Here is a 21,067-nt window from a genome sequence, read left to right on the forward strand (position 1 = left end):
CCAACCCGTTGCCCTATACCCCTATATACAGGATGGCAGCTGCTAGGTACGCTATGAGCGCCAGGCTCATTGCACCGAGGCTCACGCTTCGCGAAAGCGAATAGAAGCGCGCATCGCGCCTGTACATGTGGCCTATTGCAACGTATAGCAGCGCGCAGTCCGACACGACTATAGGCGCTATGTAGACGAGGTTGTATGCGAACGGAAGGAACAGGAAGAACATGAGCAAGCTTATCGCTATCGCCTCTACATAGAGCACCAGTGCGATTGCAGCCGAGCGTATCGCCCCTATCTTGCCAACAAGGCTCCTTGCGTGCCTTGCCTTTATGTCGCCCTTAACATCCCTCATCATCCCATGCACTTCCCTTGCCAATCCGCTCAGGAATATCACGAAGGATACGAGCACTATGTTGGCCGGTATAACCCTCGACACGACGAAGTCGCCGTATATGAACGGTATGACCATGGTAAATGCTATGTAGACGTTGCCTACCAGCAGCATCTCCTTCAGCCTGTAGCTGTATAGCCATGCCAGCACGGCGAATGCAAGCGCTATTGAGAATGCATACCAGTTCACGAGCGTCCCAGTTGCAACTCCCACAACGAAAAGAATTACGGCGATGTTGCGCGCTTCTGTCATGCTCAGCGCGCCTTCGACGAGCGGCCGCCTTTTCTTGTTAAGCCTGTCGGTCTCGACGTCGTAATAGTCGTTTATGGCGAACGCGGCCATGCTTACCAGTATAGGGGGCACCAGAGCCAGCAGGAACCTGTAAGGCCCGGGCAGACCACCTGCTATGAGCTCCGCGGCCACCACCGCGATAGCCAGCATTAGGCTATGCTCTATCCTGGTCAGCCTGAGCACGGCTGCAAACTTGCCCCTCATGCGAACATCAAAATATTAATGTTAACTATTAAATAGACGACATTACATCTAATCGTGTCTTCCATGAAACAGCAGTCAGCGCTTGAGATGCTGGTCGTCTACTCGTGGGCAATACTACTCATCGGGATTTTCGTGGCGCTGGCATTGGTCATATCCGGCTCGACAAAGCCGTCTGGCTACCTGCCTGGCACATGCAGCATACAGCCTCTGCTCCCGTGCGCTGAGACGTTACTGACAGGCTACAGCTCATCTGCGCCCATATCGTTTATCATGGAATTTGTCAACCAGCTGGGCGTCACTATGGAGTTCCCGGCCAACGCGATAAACCTGACAGTCACGAACCTAGGCAGCTCTGGAACAAACAGCTACTACGGCTCGTGCAACCCTTCAAAGGCCGCCAACGGCGCGCATATAATCTGCAAAGTAGAGGTGCCTGGCACCACCGAACCGGCCGTCGGTTCGCAGAGCAGCGCATTGTTCGCAATATCTTACGACCTGTGCGCATCCAGCGGCGCATGCACCGGCCCGTACATATCAACCGGTACGTCGACGCAGTCGCTTATGGCCTCGCAATTTGCGCTGGCCTATGTGACGCTTTCAGCCTCGCCCAATGTTGGTCACATAGTGATAAACGGCCTTAACTACTACACCGGCACCGAGGCCGTACTCGTTTCAGGGAAGTACACGGTATACGGCTCTCCGCCGTCAGGCTACGCGTTCAGCAGCTGGACTGCCGGAGGCAACGTGATTGTCTCTGCTCAGAATTCGCAAAATACCACCGCCACAGTGACCGGCAACGGAACGCTCTCGGCAAACTTCGTGACGGCGCCGAGCTGACGCGTGCGCCTGCTCTGGATAAGCATGAGCGGATCTGGCGGGATTTTCATAGATTCCTGATTGAGTTTTTCCAGGAAGTTTATTTTGAACCCGCAACCGCCGGGTCCGAAGCCCGACGCGCTATCCAAGTTGCGCCACAGATCCGACAATAGGCTTGCTGGTCTCAGATATAAAAATTAGTGCGTGTCAATGTGGCCGCACGAAGCTTGTTATCCTGGTTTGCCGTATGTTGTCCATCGTCGACCAGTACTCCCTAAGATGCTCAAGGAACGCGCTTTCGTTCATGTGCTCGCGCACCGCATCGACCGTCGAAAAATCAGAGGGGTAGCCAGAGCCGATCTTGATTCCAAGCTTGTGCTCTATCTTGCGCATCTCCCTGTCGCGCGTGACCTTGGCTATTATGCTCGCTGCACTCACTATAGGGTACCTGGAATCTGCCTTGTGCTCCGAAACTATCCTTGTTGCGCGTCCGGCGTTTGGCCGGTCTGCCTTGATGCCGTTGACCCTGGCGGCCCTTGCGCTGGACATGTTGACCCTCACGCCAAACTTCTCGGCGATGACGTCCGGCGAGTCAAGGTAGAAGGCGCCGACCTCGTTCTCCACCTGGTCGAAGAGCTTCGCGAAGTGTATGGCTTCGAGCTCGTTGAGCGAGATGCGCCTCCTCATAGCCTCGTTTATCTCGCCAGGCTCTATGCAGTCGACCTTAACCTCAAGCGACAGCTTCTTTATCTGCCCGTACAGCTCCTCGCGGCGCTTTGGCCTGAGCAGCTTCGAGTCTCTCACGCCTATTGCAGTGAAGCGCTTCTCAGCGTCCCTTTTACTGACTACAAGCGCTATCACGAGCGGCCCGACAAGGGCGCCCCTACCTGCCTCGTCCCCGCCGCAGATGATTATGCAACCACCAGAAGCAGCAATCAGACAATGTTCTTCCTATCTACAACGATGTAGTCGTTTACTGCCTGCACTGAAGCATAAGGCACCTTGAGCTGCCCGCTGTCGACTTTGAGCTTGCTTGCGAAGCTGCTGTCAAGGTTGGGCTCAACGAGAAACGCGTTGATCTTGCCCGTAACGGGGCTTATCTCTGCGTCGACAAACCTTCCCACATCGTAGCCGTCGTTCGTTACAACTTTCTTCCCAACTAGCTGTCGCCCTATTATAAACTTCACCATGTTTTCACCACTGGCTCCTCATAACATATTCAACAGGAATTAATTAATAGGTATATGTTTGGCACGGAAATGCGGAACTACCGCTCCTGCACGGCGAAAACCCTGTTTGTGATGCCGAACCTGCTCCTCCTGATGAGCCCTTTTGCCTCAAGCTTCTTGAGCACCCTGTGCACCTTTACCTTCGAATAACCGGTGAGCGCCATCAGGTCGGATTGAAGGATGAAGTCCTTGCCCTTCAGAAGGTCGAGCATGCCACGCTCCTCCGGGCCAAGCACCCTGCTTATTATCCTGGCGCGCTCCGTGCTCGCGGCCTCGGCGCGTCCGCGCGCCATGAGCCTCTCCTGTGCGGCATCCTGTGCGTGGAGGAACGTGTTGCCCGCAATTATTAGCAGGCCTCCTCCTGCTACAGGTATTATGAAATCGAACAGCATGTTGATGATGGAAAAGCTGATTTCGCTGAGCGAGCGCAGCGGTATGCCTTTTATTAGTGCGATGGCAAGCGTTGCGCCCCTAACCACTGCTGCGAGGAGCAGGAGCGAACCCACCACTATTATAACCAGCGCGAACAGGCGCACGTCTCTCCCGCTTATGTATGTCAGCATCTAGCAGCGCACCCGTAATGCTTGTGGGGACTAAAATTTAAGCCTTTTCAGGCAATGTAGGCATGCTAACGATACAATGCCCGGCAGCATAATAATCAAGGGCAAGCAGGCGCGGATACTGATGGCCCTCCGCGACACGAGCAAGGACTGGTATGTGGCCACGCTCGCGAAGTCGGCAGGCGCCACTTACGTCCACACATGCAACTTCGTCAAGGAGTGCGAAAGGCTCGGCATAACCACCGGCGAGCGTCATGGCAAGACGAAGACCATCAGGCTTACCGGCAAGGGCGAGCAGATATCTGCCATGCTGTCGTCGCTGTATCCGTTGATAAGCGAGCAGCCGCCTCAAGGCGCCGAGAAACCTGAGAACCAGGAGCACGTCACCTAGACTCTTATTATAGGATGCAACTGCCCAAGGCCGAGAGCCTTCAGCGTGGCATCAGGATCATTGTAGTAGTCGCGCACCGCCTCGCTTATGCTCCTTATGTCGCGCTTGCCCATTTTGTTCATCTGTGCGAGCAGCGTAGCCCTGACGTTCTCCTCCGCCAGCAGGTCGGCAGGCGGCACGCCTATCACTCCGGAGAGCGCGTCCCTGTACGCCACGCTGGGCAGTATCGGCGCAGATTTGTGCGTCTTGTAATCGAATTTATACAGGTCCGAGAGCAGGATCTGGGTCTCCATGCCTGCCAGCTCCGATATCTGCACTATCTTCCTGTGCGGCACGCCCTTCTCGTACACTATCGAAGTGACGATGAGCGCGTCTATGACGGATATTATGTCCTTGGGCACGTTCATTGGCGAATGCTGCAGCCTGTTTATTATGTCGCGCGACGACGCCGCATGGATCGTGCCCATGGCTATCTTTCCTATGTTCATTGCAGTTATCATGTCGTTGGCCTCGCTGCCGCGCACCTCGCCTATTATTATCATGTCCGGGCGCATCCGGAGCGCGTTCTTGACCAGCTCCTCCATTGGCAGATCCTCGCTGGTCTCTAGATTGACGCAGTTCTCCATAGTGCTGGTGTCAAGCTCGTATGTTTCTTCTATCGTGACAATCCTCTGCTCGGGCCTCAGGAACGAGAACAGTGCATTGAGCAGCGTGGTCTTGCCCGATGCCGGCATTCCCCCTATGAGCAGGTTGGCAGGCCTCACCCTGAAGCCGTCCATGTAAAGCCAGAGCCTGGCAGCTATGCTGTAATCCATAGTGCCGTAGTTTATCAGGTCTATTATGCTCAGCGGATTCTTCTTGAAGTTCCTTATCGTTATGTCGTAGCCAAGGGGCGACGAGACTATGTTCGCCCTGCTCCCGCTCGGCAGATGCACGTCCATTATGTTGCCGTTCGCTGCCTCGTTGGTCGCATAGAGTTTCAGCTTCTTTACGAACCTGTCCAAGTCGTCCTTGTTCCCAAAACCAGACCCAAGCTTCTTCTGCCCCTCGGTGGTGTCATACACAAACATGCTTTTGGTGTTGTTGATCATTATGTCCTCTATGTGTTCGTCCGTTACCAGCTCAGCAACGGGCCTCAGGTCGTTGAGGTCCTGTATTATGACGTCTATCTCATCGCGGGTTATGTCCGGCGATATGCCCTTAGCCATGCTCGTGATTAGGCTGTTGCGCTTCTCCTGGCTCGTGATGTTAACAAACTTCCCGGCAAGGCCATCGAGCAGCGCATCCTCGACCTTGTAAAGCTTCTCGTCCATCGCACCACGCCAGCTATAACGGGTTTGTTTGCCACATAATAAAAGCGTTGCGTACCCGTCAGCCAGCAGCAGGCAGTATTGCGTCGACTATGAAGTTCGGGTCGTAGGGCACCAGCGCATCGTACGACTCGCCGGTGCCGAAGAACAGCACAGGTATGCCGGTCACGTTCGTTATCGAGAGCGCACTTCCGCCCTTCGCGTCGCAGTCGAGCTTAGTAAGTATTATGCCGTCTATAGCGACGTGCTTGCTGAACTCCATTATCTGCTCTGCTATCGCGTTTCCCGACGTGCTCTCTCCCACGTATACGGTTATGTCTGGCTTCGCCACCCTGACTATCTTCTCCACCTCGCTTATCAGGTTCCTGTTTGTCTCCTGCCTGCCTGCGGTGTCTATCAGCACGGCACCTATGCCATGGGACTTTGCATAGGCTATTGCGTCGAAGGCAACGCTCGCCGGATCGGCGCCGTACCTGCTCTTCACCACAGGCACGCCTACCTTCATCGCATGGAACTCCGTCTGCTCTATCGCTGCTGCGCGGAACGTGTCGCTCGCCGAGAGAACCACATTCACGCCAATGAGCTTGAGCCCGTGCGCCACCTTGGCTATCGTGGTGGTCTTGCCTGTGCCGTTCGGGCCAAGGAAGAGCACCTTTGCAGGCGCGCTGTTCCCTTTCGACAATTCCTTTATGCGGACGTATAAGTCGAAACCTGGCTTGCCCCTGCCTAGCACCTCAAGGATCGAGGCTCTTACATTGCCCACGATCTGGGCCTGTATGTTGCGTGAATCGAACTTCGCTGAGCGGAGCGCCCCTCCCAATGTGCCAATCAGATCATCCGTCGTGGAATACGCAACGTCAGCCTGCAGCAGCGACAGCTTGAGCCCGTCCAAGAAATTGTTTATGTCCGAGTCGCTTAGCGACACGGACTTCAGGAATACACCCTTTATCCTTGTCTTGGCCGAGAGCTTCACCATGCTGTCGGCGCTCCTGGCCTCGCCCTCACGCCTTGCTACAGCGGCCGGTTCATCGTGCTTGGCGGTCTGCCCTGCGCTCTCTGCCCGCCCCGTATGTTCTGCGTCAGCGGCTCCTTCCCCCGTGCCGATCTCGGTCTCTTCGCGCTTCACCAGGCCGCGTATCGCAGAAGAAAGCCTCTTTTTGAGTTCATCAAACATGATGATCCTTCATTGCCTGTTGGCTAGGCGCTCCAGCCTGATCGACACGTCGATGAGGGCGCCCTCAAGCTCGTCCCTGCTCTTGAGCAGGGCGTTTATCGTCATAGTCTGCCTCTCGGTCATTTTAGTGATGAACTGCTTTGCGTCGTCTATACCCTTCTCTACGAAGTAGTTAGCCCCTACATTGACGACTACCTTCTCCATGCTGTCGGCCTTGCAGTGTATGTATGCGCCAGAGCCTATTTGTGAGAGCATGTTCCTGTCCTTTATGCTTTCAGTGCTGTCCAGCGTCTCCTTCACACGGTTGAGCTCGTTGAGTTCCTGGATCGCCGCGTTTACAGATCTGCCGAGCTCCTCATACTGCCCCTGATAGAGCTGCTGAAGGTAGCTTAGCTCCGCAGCTTCCTCGCCGATTGTGGTGCGCCCATCTGGCGCCTTTTCAGCCATGCGTTCACCGCTTCTCAACAGAGCTTATCTCTATCTTGCTCTTATTAATACCTTGCCTGCTGCCTATCGTCGTAGTGGCAAGGGCCCTTGCATGCTTTTCGCTCTTCGCTGTCACGACTATCTCGAAGCTGCCTTTCGCCTTCTCGGTTATGCTTCCTTTTACCACGTAATCCATTGCATCACCTAATTAATCATTCAAATTCAGCGCCTCCATGATCCTAGCGAGTTCGAAGCCCGTAGTTGCCGCACCTGCTATGATGCCCTTCGAGTTCGCCAGGGCGCTGATCCCTATGCTGAGCGAGCCGCCATTGGCCGTCGTGCGCACAGATCCGAAGCCAGTGCATGCGTCCATACGCTCCTTTTCCGGATCCGTGCTTCTGTTGTTCACGGCAAACCCAGAATTTGTGAGGAGGTTGTTGGCCCCGACCGTCTTGAAGCCGCCCGCCTCTGCGCGGACCACCTCGACTCCCAGGATGTCGCTTATCTGCCTGACGTCGTCCGCATCGTAGTCGGGGTTTACTATCGCTATTTTGTCGTTGGCGAGTATGTTGTTGCCTGTGGCGTTCAGCGCGCTCCTCATTACGCTTATGTTCATGCCGGTATGCGCCTTCTTCAGCGCCTCGACTTCGCGCTCCTCAGCGAGGTTGGACAATAGCATGCCATTGGAGTTGGCTTTGGCCAGCACGCCTATGAATCCGGAGCTGCCTACCGACACGCGCACCACATCAACCTTAAGCGCCTCTGCGATTATGCTCTCCATCGTGCCGTTCGCGTCGATGCCCACGAAGCAGTAGCGCTCCGTAGCTACTGCGTAGGCGCCGACATAGTCGCTCCCCCTTATCCTGTACTTGACGGTTCCCATTCAAAGCGCCATGACCTGGGAATCAGGCTTTTTGTGCAGGGGCCTTTGCCTGCGAGGGCTTGCCTGCCTCTGCTGCCTTGGCCTTTTCGGGCTTGCCCTTCTGCTGGGCCTTGGCGTCTGCGCCCGTCGCGCCGGGCCGCGCCTCCTTCAGCGGCGATACTGTAGCAATGCCGTTCTCTATGCTGACGCTAGCCTTGACCGGCAGCATGCTTCTCGCATGCTTCTTCAATATCATCGCGCTGAGCTCTGGGCTCAGCTTCACGCTGTCGCTGCTCAGCTTCGTGAAATGCGCGATGCGCTCCCTGATGTAGCGCACCGCCTTGCGCGCCCTCTTGGTCCTTGGCTGCGCCACAAGGTACTTGCGTATGCTTATCGTTATCAGCCTGTTCGCCATTCGATCAATCCAGCTTTATCTTTTTTCGCAGCTTCATCCTGCGCCAGTCCCTGGTGTAGCGGTTGTACTGCACGCGCCTGTGCGTCCTCAGCGTGGCAAGGAGCGGCATGCGCCTTGAGCGCTTGAGCTGCTTCCCAAGCCTGCGCTTCTTGTACTGGCTCTTCTTTGACATTTCGATGCCTCACTTATGCTTGAATTCTATCTTCGTATCAGGCCTGCTGGTAAGCCTGCCAAGCAGGCTCACGAGCTGCGGCTCCGTGATGCGCCCGGCAATCTGGTTCGACTGCGCGAGCGAGACTATGAGCCTAGCAAGCTGCGTGTAAAGCTCGTTGTTGGATACGCGTATGTTCATCATGCGCTCGTAAGCCCCGTCATCGAGCAGCTGGCGCAGCATCGACCTAACCTGCTGGTCCTGCTCCATCTGCTTGTAGAGCTTAGACATCGCCTTCTTCATGTCGGCGCTGTTCCTCTCATCGCCATTGTCTTGCGCTGCCATATCACGCAGCCTTATGTTCCTGTACCTTGCCCTGCCTTATCTCGCTGCTTATCTTGTCAAGGAAAGCCCTGCCCTCTGGCGTTATCGTTCTGCCTCTGCCCGTGTTCTTTATATATTTGAGCCTTTCCAACTCAGCGAAAGCGTTCCTTATGATGGAGCTGCCGGCGCGCAGGTGATGGTGCCTGTGCACTACGTGGTCCTGCCTGGAGCCATAGCGCGTCCTGAGCTTCGATATGCCGATAGGGCCGTTGACGTACACCTGCCTCAGTATGGAAGCGCACCTCTTGTACCAGAAGTCTGGATCCTCGGGTGGCCTCTCACGGCTCTGCGAGGACTTGACGAAGTTCACATAGCCTGGTTTCTTTGCCGAGCCCTTCAGCCTCTCGGAGGCGACGCGTATCAGGTCCCCTGCCTCAACGTCATACACTGTTGTCATCAGAATCCCTTAAGGAAAAGGCAAAAGTTTGCCCCGTGCAGATATTATTGTAGGGAAAACATTTAAAAGCCTGTCCGGCGCCGCGCCGCAAGGCTTTTGTTAGGCAGCCACAAAACCCTAATGGTACAATGGAGCATCTGTACAAGGGCGCGCGCCCGTCGGGCGAGCTGAAGTCGGTGCCAGAGGACTTCATAGTAGAGGAGATCACCAAGACGGCCACGGTGCTCGAAGCCGGGCAGACCTACACGGCGCAGATGCTTGGCATGGACGAAGCAGGCGAAGAAGCCAAGTTCTCCGCATTCGTCATGCAGAAACGTTCGTGGAACACTTCGCAGGCCCTCGCCGCCATCGCAAAGAGGGCAGGCAGGGGCATAAGGTCCATGGGCTTCGCCGGAACGAAGGACAGGAACGCGGTGAGCGTCCAGCTATGCAGCATTTTCGGCGCCAAGCCGGACGCGCTGATGCGCGTTCACGTAAAGGACATATCGATAAACGGGGCGTGGAGGTCGTATAATGCAGTGGAGATGGGGGGGCTGGCCGGCAACAGGTTTACGGTTACGATAAGGAAGCTCGATGGCCAAGGCCTTCTCGACAACGCGCTTGCCGCACTTGACGGAAGGTTTCCCAACTACTTCGGTCAGCAGCGCTTCGGTACGCGAGGCAGCAATGCAGACATAGGCATGCTGATCCTGCATGGCGACTTCGAAGGCGCAGCGCGCGCCTTCCTGACGAGCACCACCAACGAGAATAACGTAGACGCTGTGGCCGCAAGGAAAAAGTTGGCAGAGGAATGGGATTTCGGAAACGCGCTACAGTATTTTCCCAGCTACCTGAAGTACGAACGCACGGTCATAGAGTATCTGCACAGGTTTCCAGGCAACTATGCGAATGCGCTCAGGCGCCTTCCGCGCTCCATACTGCTGATGTTCGTGCATGCTGTCGAGGCACAGGTGTTCAACTCTGTTCTGGAGGAGCGCATACGCGCAGGGCTTGTCTCGCCGATCAATGGCGACACCGTATGCCCTGCCGACGCGCTGGGCTTCCCTGACTACAGCAAGGCGCATGCCTTCAATGCCAATGAAAGCGGCATGTTCATAGTAGGGTCTGTGGTGGGCTATGACAGCGAAACAAGCGCGGCAGAAGCATCTGAGCTTGAGCGTCTCGGCATAACTAAGGACATGTTCAAAGTCAATGGCATGCCCGAGCTCAATGCAAAGGGCTCGTCAAGGGTGCTTTTCGCGCCATACACCGGCATGGAGCGCAGTTTCGGCGAAAATAAGGCGAGACTGAGGTTCTCGCTGCCTGCGGGCTCCTATGCAACTGCATTGCTCGACGAGCTCATCGATTCAAAGCTCGGGCGGTCGGAAGCCGATGCGTAAAATTAATGGCGCATTCTGGTTTTATGTAAAATCGCCGGGGTAGGGATTTGAACCCTAACGCCCCAAAGGGGCACCGGTTTGCCCGTCGCATCACAAGTCAGCTCTCGACGTTTTGTAAACTCGAGACCGGCGCATTACCGGATTCTGCCACCCCGGCATAAAGCATCATAAGGGCCGCATGCATTAAAATGCAATACCAAATTAAACGCAAACCAATAAATAGGCTTTTTGCTGAGACTTAGATACAGAGCACTGGGGATTTCTGATGCTTCGCACGAACCGAAAGTTCTTTGGCGATGGTTTCACGCTTCGCATACTAACGATAGTGCTGTTCTCGGCGCTTACCGTTGCGGGCATGGCCTTCTCGGTATACCTGTTCCTTGTTGCGTCAAGCCTGTACATGTACCTGCTTGCCACTGCTTTTTTCAGCATGTCCGCATTTTCCAGCTTTTTCAACATCTCGGCGTCTGTGCTCTACTACAGATCGTACTTCTACCTGAAGCACCTCCGTGGCATAGAGACCGGCCTGAAGCCGATGCGCCGCAAGCCTCACGTCGCAATAGCGGTTCCCGTCTACAACGAGAATGTCGAGGTGGTGGAAGCTACGCTGGAAAGCATGTCGAAGCTCAATTATCCAAAGGACAAGCTTAAGATGTACCTGCTGGATGATTCAACAGTGCCAGAGACGCGCGCTGCGCTGGAGTCGTACAGTGCGCTCCACAACGTAACTTACCTGCACAGGGACGACCGGAAGGGCTTCAAGGCCGGTGCCCTGAACAACATGCTCAAGTACTCGAAGGAGGAGTTCGTCGCGATCTTCGACTACGACGAGAAGATAACGAATCCGGAATTCCTCAACGAGCTGCTGCCCTATTTCAACGACCCGCGCATGTCATACGTGCAGACAGAGAAGACGCGCTCCAAGGGCAGCCTGTTCTCCGAGACCGTCAACGTGTTCGATGCGTTCTTCTTCAAGTTCATAGAGCCGGCAAGGGCCCTGAACAACACCGCGATATTCGCGGGCTCCTGCGGCCTTATACGCACTTCCATCCTGAATAAGCTCCACGGCTTCCCAGAATACGTGATAGAGGACACATTCTTCAGCTTCGAATCCGACAGGAACAACTACAAGAGCATCTACGTGCCCAAGGTATATGCCGTCGGCGGCCCTATAAAGACGTTCACCGAGCTGGCCAAGCAGCAGTGGAGGTACAACTATGGCGACACGCAGTTCATAGGCTACTTCCTGAAGCGCAGGAACAAGGCCCGCAGCTCGCCTATCTCTAGCATGGACTACATAACCCACGGCCTCGGCCTCAATTACATATCGGTGGTGCTGATATTCTTCACGATAATCTCGATATTCATAGTCTTCTCGTCAGTGCCCATAGCGCACCTTACGCTGCACCAGATACTCTCCACGCCTATGGTCAGCCTTGACCTTGAGTTCGTGGGCAGCGTGGCGCTCCTGCTGTCTATACTTGCACCCATCGCGCTCACCAAGCTGTATTTCGGCTCGATCAAGAAAGGCATGATGCTCTTCGCGCTGAACTACGCGCTTGCATTTGTGAGGGCGAAGGCCGCCCTCGCGGCCCTGCTGCACTCGAATCCATTGTTGAAGTGGAACCGCGATAATTCCACGATGGGGAGCAGGTTCGCCATGTCGCTGCGCAACACCAAGCTTGAGCTCCTCTTCGCCTCGGTAGTGCTGTCGTCCAGCACCGTCGCCGCTGTGATGCAGAACCTTACCGGCAGCCTGTGGCTGTTCGGCTATGGCGTAATGTACCTGCTCACTACGGCGTTCCTGTACAAGTACGGCTGATCGTATGATATACCTAAAGCTCCACGAGACTAACGAGGGCCGCATACTGGCTATGTGCGACGAATCGCTGATAGACCGCGTGCTCGAAGAGGGCGACGCCTATGTCGACATAAAGGGCTATGCAGATTTCTACAAGGGCTCATTGGTAGGAGCCAAGGAGTTCTCCGAACTTGAAACTGCCGGAATAAGCTCCGCAAACATAGTGGGCGAGGAATCGGTCGGCCTGGCCATAGGCAGGGAGCTGATAAAAGAGGAGAACGTCAAGAAAATAAAAGGCGTGCCTTACGCGCACGCCTACTGGTTCGGCAAGCCAGGTCAGTCGTGACCGCTTAGTTCGAGTATGGCTGCCGCGAGGTCGCCGTTGTTCTTCTCGAGCACTTCCTTCACTTTCGCGGCATCGCTCTCCCCGGTCCTTTCCATTACGAGCTTGACGTCGTCATCCGTGATCTCTGCAGCCGCGTGCTCTTGTTCCTTCGCCCGCTCCTCCACCTCGCCGGCGACCTGGAAGCTCACCGTACCTTGCGCCTCGATCTGCGTGACCTGCGGATTGGTTATGACTATCTGCCTGTCCTGGCAGTCTATTACCACGCTTCTCGCGTCTATCTCTGTTGATTTTATCCCCATCTTGGCCATCATGCTCTTCAGCGCGCGTGGGTCTATGTTAGGCATCATAAGTAATATTCACCGTTTGTCGTTTTACGTCAGCGTGCAACTCTGCCGCGGTTAAATATCTATCCGTTCAAAATAAAAAGGTTACAAGCCCAACTTCCTGGTGCGGGTGCGACCTTGGCCGAAATACTATCCAATGCAGAATGCTTCATGGAGAAGAGGCGCATGCTAGCCGCGGCAAAGCGCAATGCATTCGAGTTCCGTATGCTTGACTGGTATGACGTGGTGGACGAGCTGAAGATCCTGGCCGAGCTGGAGCGCGGTCTGTCGCCCAAAGAACTTGATATCATATTTGATGAGGCATTCGCCGACTACTCGCAGCTAGGCCCTATGGCCTCAAGAGGCGCCGCATTCTCATTGCTGCATGTCGTGTCGCTGCCCTTAACCAACTACATGGAGCTTGAGATCGCGCACGATGCCCACATAGAGGAGCGCGGCGGCAAGGTGTACATGATAGAGAAGCAGAAATTTTTCGAGATGCATACACCTGAAGGCATCGAAATCAACGATTTCGTCCTGGCCGACGACGCTGTGCTGCTCATCAAGCATGATGTCGACCGTGCCAAGCGGACGGACAGCGTGCAGGGCCGCAAAACAACAGATGCAACAGAGGTCAATGCTTACAGGGAGTTTTCAGATATGCTGCTGCATTCGGCAATGCCGCTTAAGGACTTCATGGCTGACCCGCGCCTCAAGCTCAAGCCTGAGAAGATCGAGCAGCTGTGCAACGTCTGCGGCAACAACAGCGCATGGGTTATATATTACGGGATACGCATAGGCGACGAGCCGCCCCTCATAATAACGAAGTGCACAGAATGCGGCAACACGACAAGAACCGGCGTAGGATAATTATACCTAATAAACCCGATGGTAATTATTCAGATGCACGCAATGGACTCTGCGGGAATCGAACCCGCAACCTCCCGCTTGCAAAGCGGGCGCTCTACCATTGAGCCAAGAGCCCGGTAGAAATAGATTACCTGTGCCTCTTTTTTATGCTTTTCTTTTTGGCAGGCTTGTGCTTCGCTTTTCCTTTTGGCTTGCCCGCCCTCTTTACAAGATGGATGCGCCTGTCTCGGCTCCCTTTCGAATGGGTTGCCTGAGCGGGCTTCTGCCCTGTGGTCATGCGCTCGATGAGCGACAGCTCCTTCTCGTTTATCTTTTCTGCGGCGAGCTTGCCTATTATGTTGTCGGCTATGTTGCTGCTCACAGCTTCAGAATCCTTCGATATGGTGGAGACGAAGGCGTTCTCTATATCGCTCTTCTTTATGATGCCCTCTAGGTCTTTCATGCGCCTTATCTGCTCTATCTCCCTGCTGTCTGCCTTGCTGTTTCTTCGCTTCATCGGCTCACGCGGTAATTTCTCGTAAATAGGCCCACATCCCTATTTATGCCTTGCCGTCTGGTATCGGGCAGCGTTCTGCCATTCGTTATTCCGCTAATGCCGGGCGAAAGATTAAATAGTGAACTTTTCGCCAAGACGCGGCACTATCGCGTTGTACTTATGTTCGAAGAACTTCTTGAGCGACTCGCTCTTCGTCTGCTCCCCGTGCACTATGAATATGTTGCTGATGCCGTTTATCTTTCCCGGCAGGCTTTCCAGCTGCTTCCTGTCGGCGTGCGCGGACATGTGGTAGCGCTCGACGTCCATCTGGACGTTCAGCTCCTTGCCGTCGACTTTCACCTTCTTCGCGCCATCCTGCAGCGCCCTCCCCAGCGTGCCCTCCGCCTGGTAGCCTACCAGTATGAGCTTGTTGAGCGGGTTGCCTGCCATCTTTTTCAGGTAGAACATTATCGGGCCGCCGGTTATCATGCCGCTTGTCGTGACTATTATGGAGCTCTCGTCCTTGCTGGTTATGGTGCTCCTCATGCTCTTCTTCTCCACATGAACGAAGTTCTCGCTCTTGAACGGATCGTAGTCGCTCATCAGTATCATGCTCTGAAGCTCCTTCCTGCAGTAGATCACGTTGTGCCTGTGTATGCGCATGGCCTTGGTTATCATGCCGTCCACGTATATCGGCACCTTCGGTATTGCTCCGGAGTTCATATAGTCGTCGAGGATGAAAAGTACCTCCTGGCTCCTCCCGACCGCAAAGCTCGGCACAACGACCTTGCCGCCAGCCTTTATCGACTCCCTCACGCTGCCGATGAAGTCGTGTATGTTATCGTGCTCAGGCTTGAAATGGTCATTCTCACCTCCGTATGTGCTCTCCATTATCAGCGTCTTAGCCGTCAGACCCCTAAGGTCCGCTCCATTGAGCAGCCTCGTCTTCGAGAGGTTGATGTCGCCCGTGTAAACCAATGCATCGTGCCCGTCGCTCACCTTTATCAGCGCGCTGCCGAGTATGTGCCCTGCGGGTATCAGCGTTATGGTGAGCCCCTTTATCTTGAACTCCTTCTTGTACTCAACCGCCACAGAGCCCTTGTTCATCCCAGCAAGGCCCTCCTTTGTGACGTCCTTGGGGCTGGAGAGCCGCATGTAGTCGCTTATCAGCACGTTCATGAGCTCAAGCGTCGGCTTCATGGCGTACGTCTTGCCCTTGTAGCCATGGCTGTAGATGTGCGGCAGGTAGCCGCAGTGGTCCAGATGGGCATGGCTTATCACTATGCCGTCAATGTCCTTTATCTCTTCCTGCGGCAGCTGCGGGTACTCCGTCTGCTCTCCGAGTTTTACTCCTGCATCGAGGAGTATCTTAGTTCCGTTTCCTTTTACCATTATGCAGCTGCGGCCTACTTCGCCTGCAGCTCCAAAAAAAGCTATTTCCAATAAAACACCTTTAATTTCTTCAAACTGTCTTTAACCATGCGCCGGCGCTCACGCCTGTACTGCATGGTTCTCCTTCGGTTCCTTCTTTTTTATTACTGCTATGTCCTCTAGGTTTATCTCCTGCTGCTGTATCTGGATGTGCCGCGGCTTCTGCCTAGCCTTCGTCGTCTTCTGCCTGGATACGCCTAGGAGCCTCCTGAGGTTCCTGTACATATCGTCGAGCGCCATATCCATGTCGGACACCTTCTTCTCCAGTCCGGCAAGGCTAGTCCTGTACTGCTCTATGTCGCCTTTTATGAACCCGACCTTCCGCTCGAGCCTGACCACCTTGTAGTAGTCGTCCAGCTGCGCGTTTATCTCGTTTATGCGCCTCACTATCTCCTTCTCTCCAGCCAGAGACATCTTCGCATCGGTAGAGAGCCTGAACTCCAGCCTGTTCTTCATGCGCTTGAGGCTCCCGCCGTTCTTTGGATCATGAGCCGCCTTCGTCTTCTCGCTCTCGAGGAACCCCGATATGGCCGTCAACTCGAGCTCCTTGTATTCCAGCCTGGATCTGGCCCGCTTTATCTGTACTATCAGCGCGCTGCGCTCCTTGTGCATGTCGTCTATAGCCTTCTTTACCTCAAGCGCCTGCGGGCTCCCCGACTCCTTTATCAGGTCGTTGAGAGATTTGTGCTGCGGTGCTTCAGTGTCTGCTGCGCGTGCCTGCACATGCGTCGCACCTTCGGCGTTCTGCACCGTACGCCCTGCCTCTTCCTGCTTTCCGGCCGCCTGGCCTTCATCTGTCACTCAATCTCCCTACTAAACTGCTATAATAAGAGTTACTATTTTTGACCACTCCCTTCTCTATGGCCCTCTCATAAACATCAAGCAGCCTGTCAGTGGTTTTCTTAACAGAGTACTGGTCTGCCGTGCTTACCATCATCTTGTAAGAGCTCATGTTATTTATAACCTTCTCTATCTTCCTGGCGCAGTCGCGGCTGTTCCTGGGCATGAACTTCTCGCCGTTCCTGCCGTTCCTTATCAGCTCTTTCAGCGCCATATAATCAGCGCCCACGACTGGCTTGCCGCATGCCATTGCCTCCAGCGCAACGATGCCCTGCGTCTCGAACGTTGATGGCATGCAGAAGAGGTCGGCAGCCGCATAGTACTGCGGCAGCTCCTTGTCCGGCACGAAGCCGATGAACCTTACCTTGCTGTCAAGTCCGTAGCGCGCCGCCATGCGCACGTACTTCTTCATCGCAGGCCCGGTGCCCACGATCGCGAACCTTATTGGCTTGCCACGCAGTATGTGCGCGGCCCTTATAAGCGTCTCGACGTTCTTCTCAGTGCTCAGCCTGCCTACGTAAAGCACGAGCTTGTCCCTGCTCCTGCCTAGAAGCCTGGCGCGCACGCGCCTGCCGCTCACTTTCGGATTGAAGCGCTCGGTGTCTATGCCGTTGGGCACAACTGAGACGTTGTGTATCTGCTGTCGCTTGAGCAGCCCGTCTATCGAGGCGCTCGGAGCTATCACCGAAGTGCACTTGTTGTAGAAGAACCTTGCATATGGCCATGCGTACCGCACCAGCACGTTGTTGGCGAGCCTGCTCGCCGATGCGTACTCCCTTATTACATTGGAGCTGGTGAAGAGCGTATGGAACGACCCCACCGCAGGTATGCGGCTCATCTTTGACAGCAGCAGGCCGTATATACCCATGAAGAACGGCGTCTGCAGGTGTATTATGTCTGCATTATTGAGGTCGTTCTTCATCGCGGCGATGAAAGGCATCAGCGCGAACCTGTACTGCGGGTATCTCCTGAACTTCAGCCCTGGCACAAGTATGATGTGGTCGTGCATCATCGCCAGTTTCTTGGTTTCCGAATCGCCGGGCGTGACAATGTACACCTCGTGGCCTCGGCGCTCGAGCTCCTTCTTGAAGCCGAGCATCGATGTGACCACGCCGTCAACTGCCGGCAGGAACGTGTCGGTGTAGAAATAAATCCTGAGCTTCTTTTTCATGCTTCTGCCTGTATGATAATAAATGTTCAGCCTATCGTCACGGCCTCGCCGTGCGCTTCCTTTATCTTGTCGAGCGCCTTCTTCGAAAAGGCGCTGGCCTTAACGCTTATGCCGTTCTCGAGCCTGCCATTGCTCAGAACCTTCCTGCCTGGCAGCTCAAGGCTTTTGCTCCCTGCCCTGGCAGCCATCCTGTTCACTTCGTCAAGCGTTATGCTCTCCAGCTTCCTCGGCTTCCACTTCGTGAAGCCCTTCCTGCCTATCATCCACGGCTCCTTCGCCGTGAAGTAGGTGAACCTATGCTTGCGCCTGCCCACGCCAACTCCGCCGCGGTCGCCAGCGCCCCTCGCATTCTTTATGTTGCCGGCTCCCCAGCGCCTTGTGCCGTGGTACTTCCTGTTGCGCTTCTCCTTCCTTATTACCATCAGATCATCCTGTTTATCAAGCCGTTTATAGCATCGCCCATGTAGCCCAGATTCCCGCCCTGCCTGAAACCGAGCTTCGTGCTCCTAAAGCCGTGCCTCGGCGGGTGCAGCCTGAACGGCATCGCGTCCTTGATCGCGGCGAGGTCGCCGCCATCGACCAATGCCTTGGCGTCGGCGCTTATGCCGTTCTTCTTCAGCATCTTTGCCAGTATTGCAGCGTCTATCTCGCCGTACGACACATAATCGTTGCACTTCTTTATCATTCCGTAATAGGAGTCATTCACCCTGACCAGGGCGCAGTTGTTGACGCGCTTGAGGTTCAGCCTCTCCAGCGTCTCGGCAATGCTGCCCCTGACGTTTACCCGGCCGCGTATCCTTACGATAGCGACCAGCTTGTTGTTTAGCGAATTGTCACTCATGTAAATACACTCGAAAGCTGCAAACAGCTAAGACTAGTCCTTATATCCAGCACAGTATAGAATCAAAAGCTTTTAAGCTTATTCGTGGTCCTGCACCGCCTGCTAAAATTATTTTAGATGCTCTTTGGCCCTATTCAGTGCCTTCTCGAAATCCAGAGGTATGCGACGTTCTCTGCCAGCGTTGATTTTAGCGCCGTAAAAGATATATATGCTTTTTGTATTGTCGGCTGCTGTGCCCTTGTCACGCTCATAGCTTGCCTATGTCCTTGACGACGTCTATCTCTAGAGCTTCCTTGCCCACGCGCCAGTTGGCCGGTATCGCGCACATGTGGCCCGCCTCTTGCGGATGGTCATGCATGTACTTCAGGCCCATGAACGCAGTGAAGATATGCTCGGCGTCCTTGCCCAGGCCGTCGTTGAATACTGCCAAATACTGCACGTTGCCATTCGGGTCTATTATCACTACGCCGCGCCTGGCAGCGCCGCTCTGCTCGTTGAGTAGGCCGTATGCCTGCGTAGCCTTCTTGTTAAAGTCCTCTATCATAGGTATTGAGCTTGTCTTGACCCTCGGCGAGCTCTGTGCCCAAGCCTTGTGCGAGAATACGCTATCGGTGCTTATGGCGTATACCTCTGCGTCGTTCTTCTTGAACTTGTCGTACATCGCCATGAATGCCTCTATGTCTGTGGCGCACACGAACGTGAAGTCGCCAGGGTAGAAGGTTAGGATCTGCCATCCCTTGCCTGCTGGTATCTTCACCTTTTTTATCTTGTCCTCCTTCGGGAAGTATGTGTCTGCCTCTATCACTGGGGCCTTTTCCCCTATAGTTACCATATTCATAGAATCACAGCCGCAGCGCTGGGCTGCAGCACTACTATACTGTACATGATAATATATAAATATTTGCTTTTCAATCAATATAATTGATTAAATGGACAATTCCCTTGACTTTAAGATTATTTCCATGCTGATGCAGGACGGGCGCGCGCCGATAAGCTCCATGGCTAAGAGGCTGTCTGTGAGCAAGGGCACTGTCAGGAACAGGCTCATGCACCTCTCGAAGGCAAAGACCATAGTGGGCTACAAGGCGAGGGTGCGCCTCGGAAAGCTAGGCATGGAAGAAGTGCTCATCGGCTTTGACATAGCACCGGAGCGTTATTTGGCAGCCATAGACTCCCTAAAGAAGAAGGGCTTCATACGCGAGGTGTACCGCACCACCGGTGACCACGTCGCCATAGCAATAGCGGTGGCAGAATCAGAAGAGATTGAGCGCAGGCTCGCGGAGCTCTCGAAGATAGAAGGGGTGAGGCGCGTCTATCCCTCATTTGTGCAGGAGACTGTCAAGTAGGGAACTCGTGCAGGCTCTTCTGGCTGATTGGCTTTGCGGCTACGTCTTTCTTCCTTCCTAGAAGGTCGAGCTCGCCGTATACGCCTGCATAGCCCGGTTTTATGCTTATGCGCTCGTGCCTGACGTTGTCTATGCAGCGCGCTATGTCGTCGTTCGAAACTTCTGCTATGTCTTCTGGCTTCGCCTCCGCCAGCACTGCGAACTCGTCATGGAAGCGCCCCACGAGCTTGCTGTATACCTCGCGGACAGCCATAGAATACTTCGTTTTCCTAAGCGCGTACGATATCACCTCAGCAAGAGGCACGAGGTGCGTGTAAGGCACTGCGCCTTTTGGTATGTAACCTGCAGGCCTGTCAGCCAGGTCGTTGACCCTATGCAGCACTCCTACGACAAGCGGCTTGCCGCATACCCTGCATACCTTAGAGCCGTCCAGCTCGGGGTTCACGGAGTAGCTGCAGTCCCTGTGGCCGTCATAGTGGTACTTGCCCTCCTCAGGATAGAACTCCACTGTCATCTTGAAAGCGTTGACGTCCTTATCAACTATGGCCTTGATGATTTTTCCGTATTCAAGCGCGCCATCAATCTCAAAGACGTTGGATTCGCGCCCCATATTGCCGAGGGAGTGCATGTCGCTGTTTGAGACTAGGGCGTACTTGTCGAGCTCGGATATGCGCCAGTTCATGGCAGGGTCTGAGCTCAATCCCGTTTCCAGCGCATGTATGTGCTTCTCTTGGTCGCTGTATGCCTCTTTTATAGAATCAAATCCCGACATGGCCCCAAGCACGCCGAAGTACGGTGTCCAGGCATGCGCCGGGAACACGAAGGCATTTTCATCAACCTTGAAAACCTCCTCTACAAGGTGCGCTGCGCTCATAGACAGTATAGGGCGCCCGTCGCTGCCAAGGCTGCCATAATTTTTAAGTGCGTCAGCTAGCGCATCAACTGCTTCGAAGCTTGGCAGCAGCACACAGTGGTGTATGCGCTTGGATGCGCCGTTTACGCTCTCCACGGTGCATATCTCATCGCTCAGCACGAACCTGACTGGGCTCGGCGAACCTCTGCGCATGAACAGGCCGGAATCGCCGTCCATGGCAAGCTCTGCTTTCAGCTCCGCGAGCCATTCCGGGTGCAGGAAGTCGCCAGTGCCAACAACTGTAAGTCCTTTCTCGACAGCCGTGCCTTCCATCGACCTGATGTTTATCGCTGAGCTGCATGCTCTGGCAAAGCGTGAATGAGTATGCAGGTC

General features: G+C 54.7%; 29 protein-coding genes and 3 tRNA genes. 7 read left to right on the forward strand and 25 right to left on the reverse strand.

Translation table 11 applies throughout. The features are described from left to right. Positions 1–13 precede the first annotated feature (13 nt). Positions 14–883, reverse strand: coding sequence for a UbiA family prenyltransferase (locus M1158_03165; protein MCL5100090.1), 870 nt, complete (start codon positions 881–883; stop codon positions 14–16). 63 nt (positions 884–946) lie between these two features. On the opposite strand from M1158_03165, the gene M1158_03170 reads away from it, so the two are divergent. Beyond that, positions 947–1,720 (forward strand): hypothetical protein, encoded by a 774-nt coding sequence (locus M1158_03170; protein MCL5100091.1) that lies wholly within the window; start codon positions 947–949, stop codon positions 1,718–1,720. Positions 1,721–1,749: 29 nt separating this feature from the next. Here the strand turns inward: M1158_03170 and M1158_03175 are convergent. The 4 genes from M1158_03175 to M1158_03190 all read right to left on the reverse strand — a co-directional run bounded on the left by M1158_03175 (position 1,750) and on the right by M1158_03190 (position 3,491). Next, positions 1,750–1,864, reverse strand: a tRNA-Arg gene (locus M1158_03175). 42 nt (positions 1,865–1,906) lie between these two features. Further along, positions 1,907–2,560, reverse strand: a complete 654-nt coding sequence (gene rnhB / locus M1158_03180; GenBank protein MCL5100092.1) for a ribonuclease HII — start codon at positions 2,558–2,560, stop codon at positions 1,907–1,909. A gap of 74 nt (positions 2,561–2,634) precedes the next feature. Then, entirely contained in the window at positions 2,635–2,889 is a 255-nt protein-coding gene (locus M1158_03185) for a PRC-barrel domain-containing protein (GenBank protein ID MCL5100093.1), read from the reverse strand. Positions 2,890–2,966: 77 nt separating this feature from the next. After that, positions 2,967–3,491 carry a MarR family transcriptional regulator gene (locus M1158_03190; protein ID MCL5100094.1) on the reverse strand — a complete coding sequence of 175 codons (525 nt, stop codon included), beginning with the start codon at positions 3,489–3,491 and terminating at the stop codon, positions 2,967–2,969. A 76-nt stretch (positions 3,492–3,567) separates the two neighbouring features. On the opposite strand from M1158_03190, the gene M1158_03195 reads away from it, so the two are divergent. Beyond that, positions 3,568–3,879, forward strand: a complete 312-nt coding sequence (locus M1158_03195) for a hypothetical protein (GenBank protein MCL5100095.1) — start codon at positions 3,568–3,570, stop codon at positions 3,877–3,879. Here the strand turns inward: M1158_03195 and tadA are convergent. The 9 genes from tadA to M1158_03240 are packed head-to-tail and all read right to left on the reverse strand — an operon-like array spanning position 3,876 to position 8,998. Further along, positions 3,876–5,192: a Flp pilus assembly complex ATPase component TadA gene (tadA, locus tag M1158_03200; protein ID MCL5100096.1), complete on the reverse strand. Its 1,317-nt coding sequence runs from the start codon at positions 5,190–5,192 to the stop codon at positions 3,876–3,878. The two genes, M1158_03195 and tadA, sit on opposite strands and share 4 nt — an antisense overlap. 58 nt (positions 5,193–5,250) lie before the next feature. Continuing rightward, positions 5,251–6,363, reverse strand: coding sequence for an AAA family ATPase (locus tag M1158_03205; GenBank protein MCL5100097.1), 1,113 nt, complete (start codon positions 6,361–6,363; stop codon positions 5,251–5,253). Positions 6,364–6,372: 9 nt separating this feature from the next. Beyond that, positions 6,373–6,810, reverse strand: coding sequence for a prefoldin subunit alpha (pfdA, locus tag M1158_03210; protein MCL5100098.1), 438 nt, complete (start codon positions 6,808–6,810; stop codon positions 6,373–6,375). A 4-nt stretch (positions 6,811–6,814) separates the two neighbouring features. Then, entirely contained in the window at positions 6,815–6,985 is a 171-nt protein-coding gene (locus M1158_03215) for a hypothetical protein (protein MCL5100099.1), read from the reverse strand. A gap of 12 nt (positions 6,986–6,997) precedes the next feature. Continuing rightward, entirely contained in the window at positions 6,998–7,672 is a 675-nt protein-coding gene (locus tag M1158_03220; GenBank protein ID MCL5100100.1) for a translation initiation factor IF-6, read from the reverse strand. A 22-nt stretch (positions 7,673–7,694) separates the two neighbouring features. Beyond that, positions 7,695–8,066, reverse strand: coding sequence for a hypothetical protein (locus M1158_03225; GenBank protein ID MCL5100101.1), 372 nt, complete (start codon positions 8,064–8,066; stop codon positions 7,695–7,697). Between the two features lie 4 nt (positions 8,067–8,070). Then, positions 8,071–8,238, reverse strand: a complete 168-nt coding sequence (locus tag M1158_03230; protein ID MCL5100102.1) for a 50S ribosomal protein L39e — start codon at positions 8,236–8,238, stop codon at positions 8,071–8,073. 9 nt (positions 8,239–8,247) lie between these two features. Next, positions 8,248–8,562, reverse strand: a complete 315-nt coding sequence (locus tag M1158_03235) for a DNA-binding protein (GenBank protein MCL5100103.1) — start codon at positions 8,560–8,562, stop codon at positions 8,248–8,250. 1 nt (position 8,563) lies between these two features. Further along, positions 8,564–8,998 (reverse strand): 30S ribosomal protein S19e, encoded by a 435-nt coding sequence (locus M1158_03240; GenBank protein ID MCL5100104.1) that lies wholly within the window; start codon positions 8,996–8,998, stop codon positions 8,564–8,566. A gap of 128 nt (positions 8,999–9,126) precedes the next feature. Between M1158_03240 and truD the strand changes: the two genes are divergently transcribed. Continuing rightward, complete coding sequence (gene truD / locus M1158_03245) at positions 9,127–10,377, forward strand: tRNA pseudouridine(13) synthase TruD (GenBank protein MCL5100105.1); 1,251 nt, start codon at positions 9,127–9,129, stop codon at positions 10,375–10,377. A 32-nt stretch (positions 10,378–10,409) separates the two neighbouring features. Here truD and M1158_03250 read toward each other — a convergent pair. Further along, positions 10,410–10,534, reverse strand: a tRNA-Ser gene (locus M1158_03250). Between the two features lie 108 nt (positions 10,535–10,642). Here M1158_03250 and M1158_03255 point away from each other — a divergent pair. Further along, positions 10,643–12,199 carry a glycosyltransferase gene (locus tag M1158_03255; protein ID MCL5100106.1) on the forward strand — a complete coding sequence of 519 codons (1,557 nt, stop codon included), beginning with the start codon at positions 10,643–10,645 and terminating at the stop codon, positions 12,197–12,199. Between the two features lie 4 nt (positions 12,200–12,203). Next, positions 12,204–12,524: a DUF424 family protein gene (locus M1158_03260; protein ID MCL5100107.1), complete on the forward strand. Its 321-nt coding sequence runs from the start codon at positions 12,204–12,206 to the stop codon at positions 12,522–12,524. On the opposite strand, the gene M1158_03265 is transcribed toward M1158_03260, so the two are convergent. Continuing rightward, positions 12,515–12,871, reverse strand: a complete 357-nt coding sequence (locus tag M1158_03265) for a nascent polypeptide-associated complex protein (protein MCL5100108.1) — start codon at positions 12,869–12,871, stop codon at positions 12,515–12,517. The two genes, M1158_03260 and M1158_03265, sit on opposite strands and share 10 nt — an antisense overlap. A 114-nt stretch (positions 12,872–12,985) precedes the next feature. Between M1158_03265 and M1158_03270 the strand changes: the two genes are divergently transcribed. Beyond that, positions 12,986–13,717, forward strand: coding sequence for a hypothetical protein (locus tag M1158_03270; protein ID MCL5100109.1), 732 nt, complete (start codon positions 12,986–12,988; stop codon positions 13,715–13,717). Positions 13,718–13,760: 43 nt separating this feature from the next. Here the strand turns inward: M1158_03270 and M1158_03275 are convergent. The 8 genes from M1158_03275 to M1158_03310 form a co-directional block, all read right to left on the reverse strand. Continuing rightward, positions 13,761–13,832: transfer RNA gene (locus M1158_03275), tRNA-Ala, on the reverse strand. A 12-nt stretch (positions 13,833–13,844) separates the two neighbouring features. Then, a complete protein-coding gene (locus M1158_03280) occupies positions 13,845–14,213 on the reverse strand; it encodes a hypothetical protein (protein ID MCL5100110.1) in 369 nt (122 codons plus the stop codon). Positions 14,214–14,324: 111 nt separating this feature from the next. Next, positions 14,325–15,635: an MBL fold metallo-hydrolase gene (locus M1158_03285; protein MCL5100111.1), complete on the reverse strand. Its 1,311-nt coding sequence runs from the start codon at positions 15,633–15,635 to the stop codon at positions 14,325–14,327. Positions 15,636–15,683: 48 nt separating this feature from the next. Beyond that, positions 15,684–16,424 (reverse strand): hypothetical protein, encoded by a 741-nt coding sequence (locus M1158_03290; GenBank protein ID MCL5100112.1) that lies wholly within the window; start codon positions 16,422–16,424, stop codon positions 15,684–15,686. Next, positions 16,414–17,634 (reverse strand): glycosyltransferase, encoded by a 1,221-nt coding sequence (locus M1158_03295; GenBank protein ID MCL5100113.1) that lies wholly within the window; start codon positions 17,632–17,634, stop codon positions 16,414–16,416. Before M1158_03295 ends, M1158_03290 begins: the two co-directional genes overlap by 11 nt. A gap of 26 nt (positions 17,635–17,660) precedes the next feature. Next, positions 17,661–18,056, reverse strand: a complete 396-nt coding sequence (locus tag M1158_03300) for an uL15 family ribosomal protein (protein MCL5100114.1) — start codon at positions 18,054–18,056, stop codon at positions 17,661–17,663. Further along, complete coding sequence (locus M1158_03305) at positions 18,056–18,475, reverse strand: uL30 family ribosomal protein (protein ID MCL5100115.1); 420 nt, start codon at positions 18,473–18,475, stop codon at positions 18,056–18,058. Before M1158_03305 ends, M1158_03300 begins: the two co-directional genes overlap by 1 nt. 247 nt (positions 18,476–18,722) lie before the next feature. Next, complete coding sequence (locus tag M1158_03310; protein MCL5100116.1) at positions 18,723–19,313, reverse strand: peroxiredoxin; 591 nt, start codon at positions 19,311–19,313, stop codon at positions 18,723–18,725. A 91-nt stretch (positions 19,314–19,404) separates the two neighbouring features. Here M1158_03310 and M1158_03315 point away from each other — a divergent pair, with 91 nt between their 5' ends. Then, positions 19,405–19,821 carry an Lrp/AsnC family transcriptional regulator gene (locus M1158_03315; protein ID MCL5100117.1) on the forward strand — a complete coding sequence of 139 codons (417 nt, stop codon included), beginning with the start codon at positions 19,405–19,407 and terminating at the stop codon, positions 19,819–19,821. On the opposite strand, the gene M1158_03320 is transcribed toward M1158_03315, so the two are convergent. Beyond that, a complete protein-coding gene (locus M1158_03320) occupies positions 19,814–21,007 on the reverse strand; it encodes an endonuclease Q family protein (GenBank protein ID MCL5100118.1) in 1,194 nt (397 codons plus the stop codon). The genes M1158_03315 and M1158_03320 overlap by 8 nt on opposite strands. Positions 21,008–21,067 lie beyond the last annotated feature (60 nt).

This window comes from Candidatus Marsarchaeota archaeon, assembly GCA_023473665.1.
Classification (GTDB): domain Archaea; phylum Micrarchaeota; class Micrarchaeia; order Micrarchaeales; family Micrarchaeaceae; genus JAMCYM01.

Coding starts and splice junctions, on each gene's coding strand:
- M1158_03165 (MCL5100090.1), bottom strand. CDS start 883: ATGAGGGGCAAGTTTGCAGCCGTGCTCAGGCTGACCAGGATAGAGCAT.
- M1158_03170 (MCL5100091.1), top strand. CDS start 947: ATGAAACAGCAGTCAGCGCTTGAGATGCTGGTCGTCTACTCGTGGGCA.
- M1158_03185 (MCL5100093.1), bottom strand. CDS start 2,889: ATGGTGAAGTTTATAATAGGGCGACAGCTAGTTGGGAAGAAAGTTGTA.
- M1158_03190 (MCL5100094.1), bottom strand. CDS start 3,491: ATGCTGACATACATAAGCGGGAGAGACGTGCGCCTGTTCGCGCTGGTT.
- M1158_03195 (MCL5100095.1), top strand. CDS start 3,568: ATGCCCGGCAGCATAATAATCAAGGGCAAGCAGGCGCGGATACTGATG.
- tadA (MCL5100096.1), bottom strand. CDS start 5,192: ATGGACGAGAAGCTTTACAAGGTCGAGGATGCGCTGCTCGATGGCCTT.
- M1158_03205 (MCL5100097.1), bottom strand. CDS start 6,363: ATGTTTGATGAACTCAAAAAGAGGCTTTCTTCTGCGATACGCGGCCTG.
- pfdA (MCL5100098.1), bottom strand. CDS start 6,810: ATGGCTGAAAAGGCGCCAGATGGGCGCACCACAATCGGCGAGGAAGCT.
- M1158_03215 (MCL5100099.1), bottom strand. CDS start 6,985: ATGGATTACGTGGTAAAAGGAAGCATAACCGAGAAGGCGAAAGGCAGC.
- M1158_03220 (MCL5100100.1), bottom strand. CDS start 7,672: ATGGGAACCGTCAAGTACAGGATAAGGGGGAGCGACTATGTCGGCGCC.
- M1158_03225 (MCL5100101.1), bottom strand. CDS start 8,066: ATGGCGAACAGGCTGATAACGATAAGCATACGCAAGTACCTTGTGGCG.
- M1158_03230 (MCL5100102.1), bottom strand. CDS start 8,238: ATGTCAAAGAAGAGCCAGTACAAGAAGCGCAGGCTTGGGAAGCAGCTC.
- M1158_03235 (MCL5100103.1), bottom strand. CDS start 8,562: ATGGCAGCGCAAGACAATGGCGATGAGAGGAACAGCGCCGACATGAAG.
- M1158_03240 (MCL5100104.1), bottom strand. CDS start 8,998: ATGACAACAGTGTATGACGTTGAGGCAGGGGACCTGATACGCGTCGCC.
- truD (MCL5100105.1), top strand. CDS start 9,127: ATGGAGCATCTGTACAAGGGCGCGCGCCCGTCGGGCGAGCTGAAGTCG.
- M1158_03255 (MCL5100106.1), top strand. CDS start 10,643: ATGCTTCGCACGAACCGAAAGTTCTTTGGCGATGGTTTCACGCTTCGC.
- M1158_03260 (MCL5100107.1), top strand. CDS start 12,204: ATGATATACCTAAAGCTCCACGAGACTAACGAGGGCCGCATACTGGCT.
- M1158_03265 (MCL5100108.1), bottom strand. CDS start 12,871: ATGATGCCTAACATAGACCCACGCGCGCTGAAGAGCATGATGGCCAAG.
- M1158_03280 (MCL5100110.1), bottom strand. CDS start 14,213: ATGAAGCGAAGAAACAGCAAGGCAGACAGCAGGGAGATAGAGCAGATA.
- M1158_03295 (MCL5100113.1), bottom strand. CDS start 17,634: ATGAAAAAGAAGCTCAGGATTTATTTCTACACCGACACGTTCCTGCCG.
- M1158_03300 (MCL5100114.1), bottom strand. CDS start 18,056: ATGGTAATAAGGAAGGAGAAGCGCAACAGGAAGTACCACGGCACAAGG.
- M1158_03305 (MCL5100115.1), bottom strand. CDS start 18,475: ATGAGTGACAATTCGCTAAACAACAAGCTGGTCGCTATCGTAAGGATA.
- M1158_03310 (MCL5100116.1), bottom strand. CDS start 19,313: ATGAATATGGTAACTATAGGGGAAAAGGCCCCAGTGATAGAGGCAGAC.
- M1158_03315 (MCL5100117.1), top strand. CDS start 19,405: ATGGACAATTCCCTTGACTTTAAGATTATTTCCATGCTGATGCAGGAC.
- M1158_03320 (MCL5100118.1), bottom strand. CDS start 21,007: ATGGAAGGCACGGCTGTCGAGAAAGGACTTACAGTTGTTGGCACTGGC.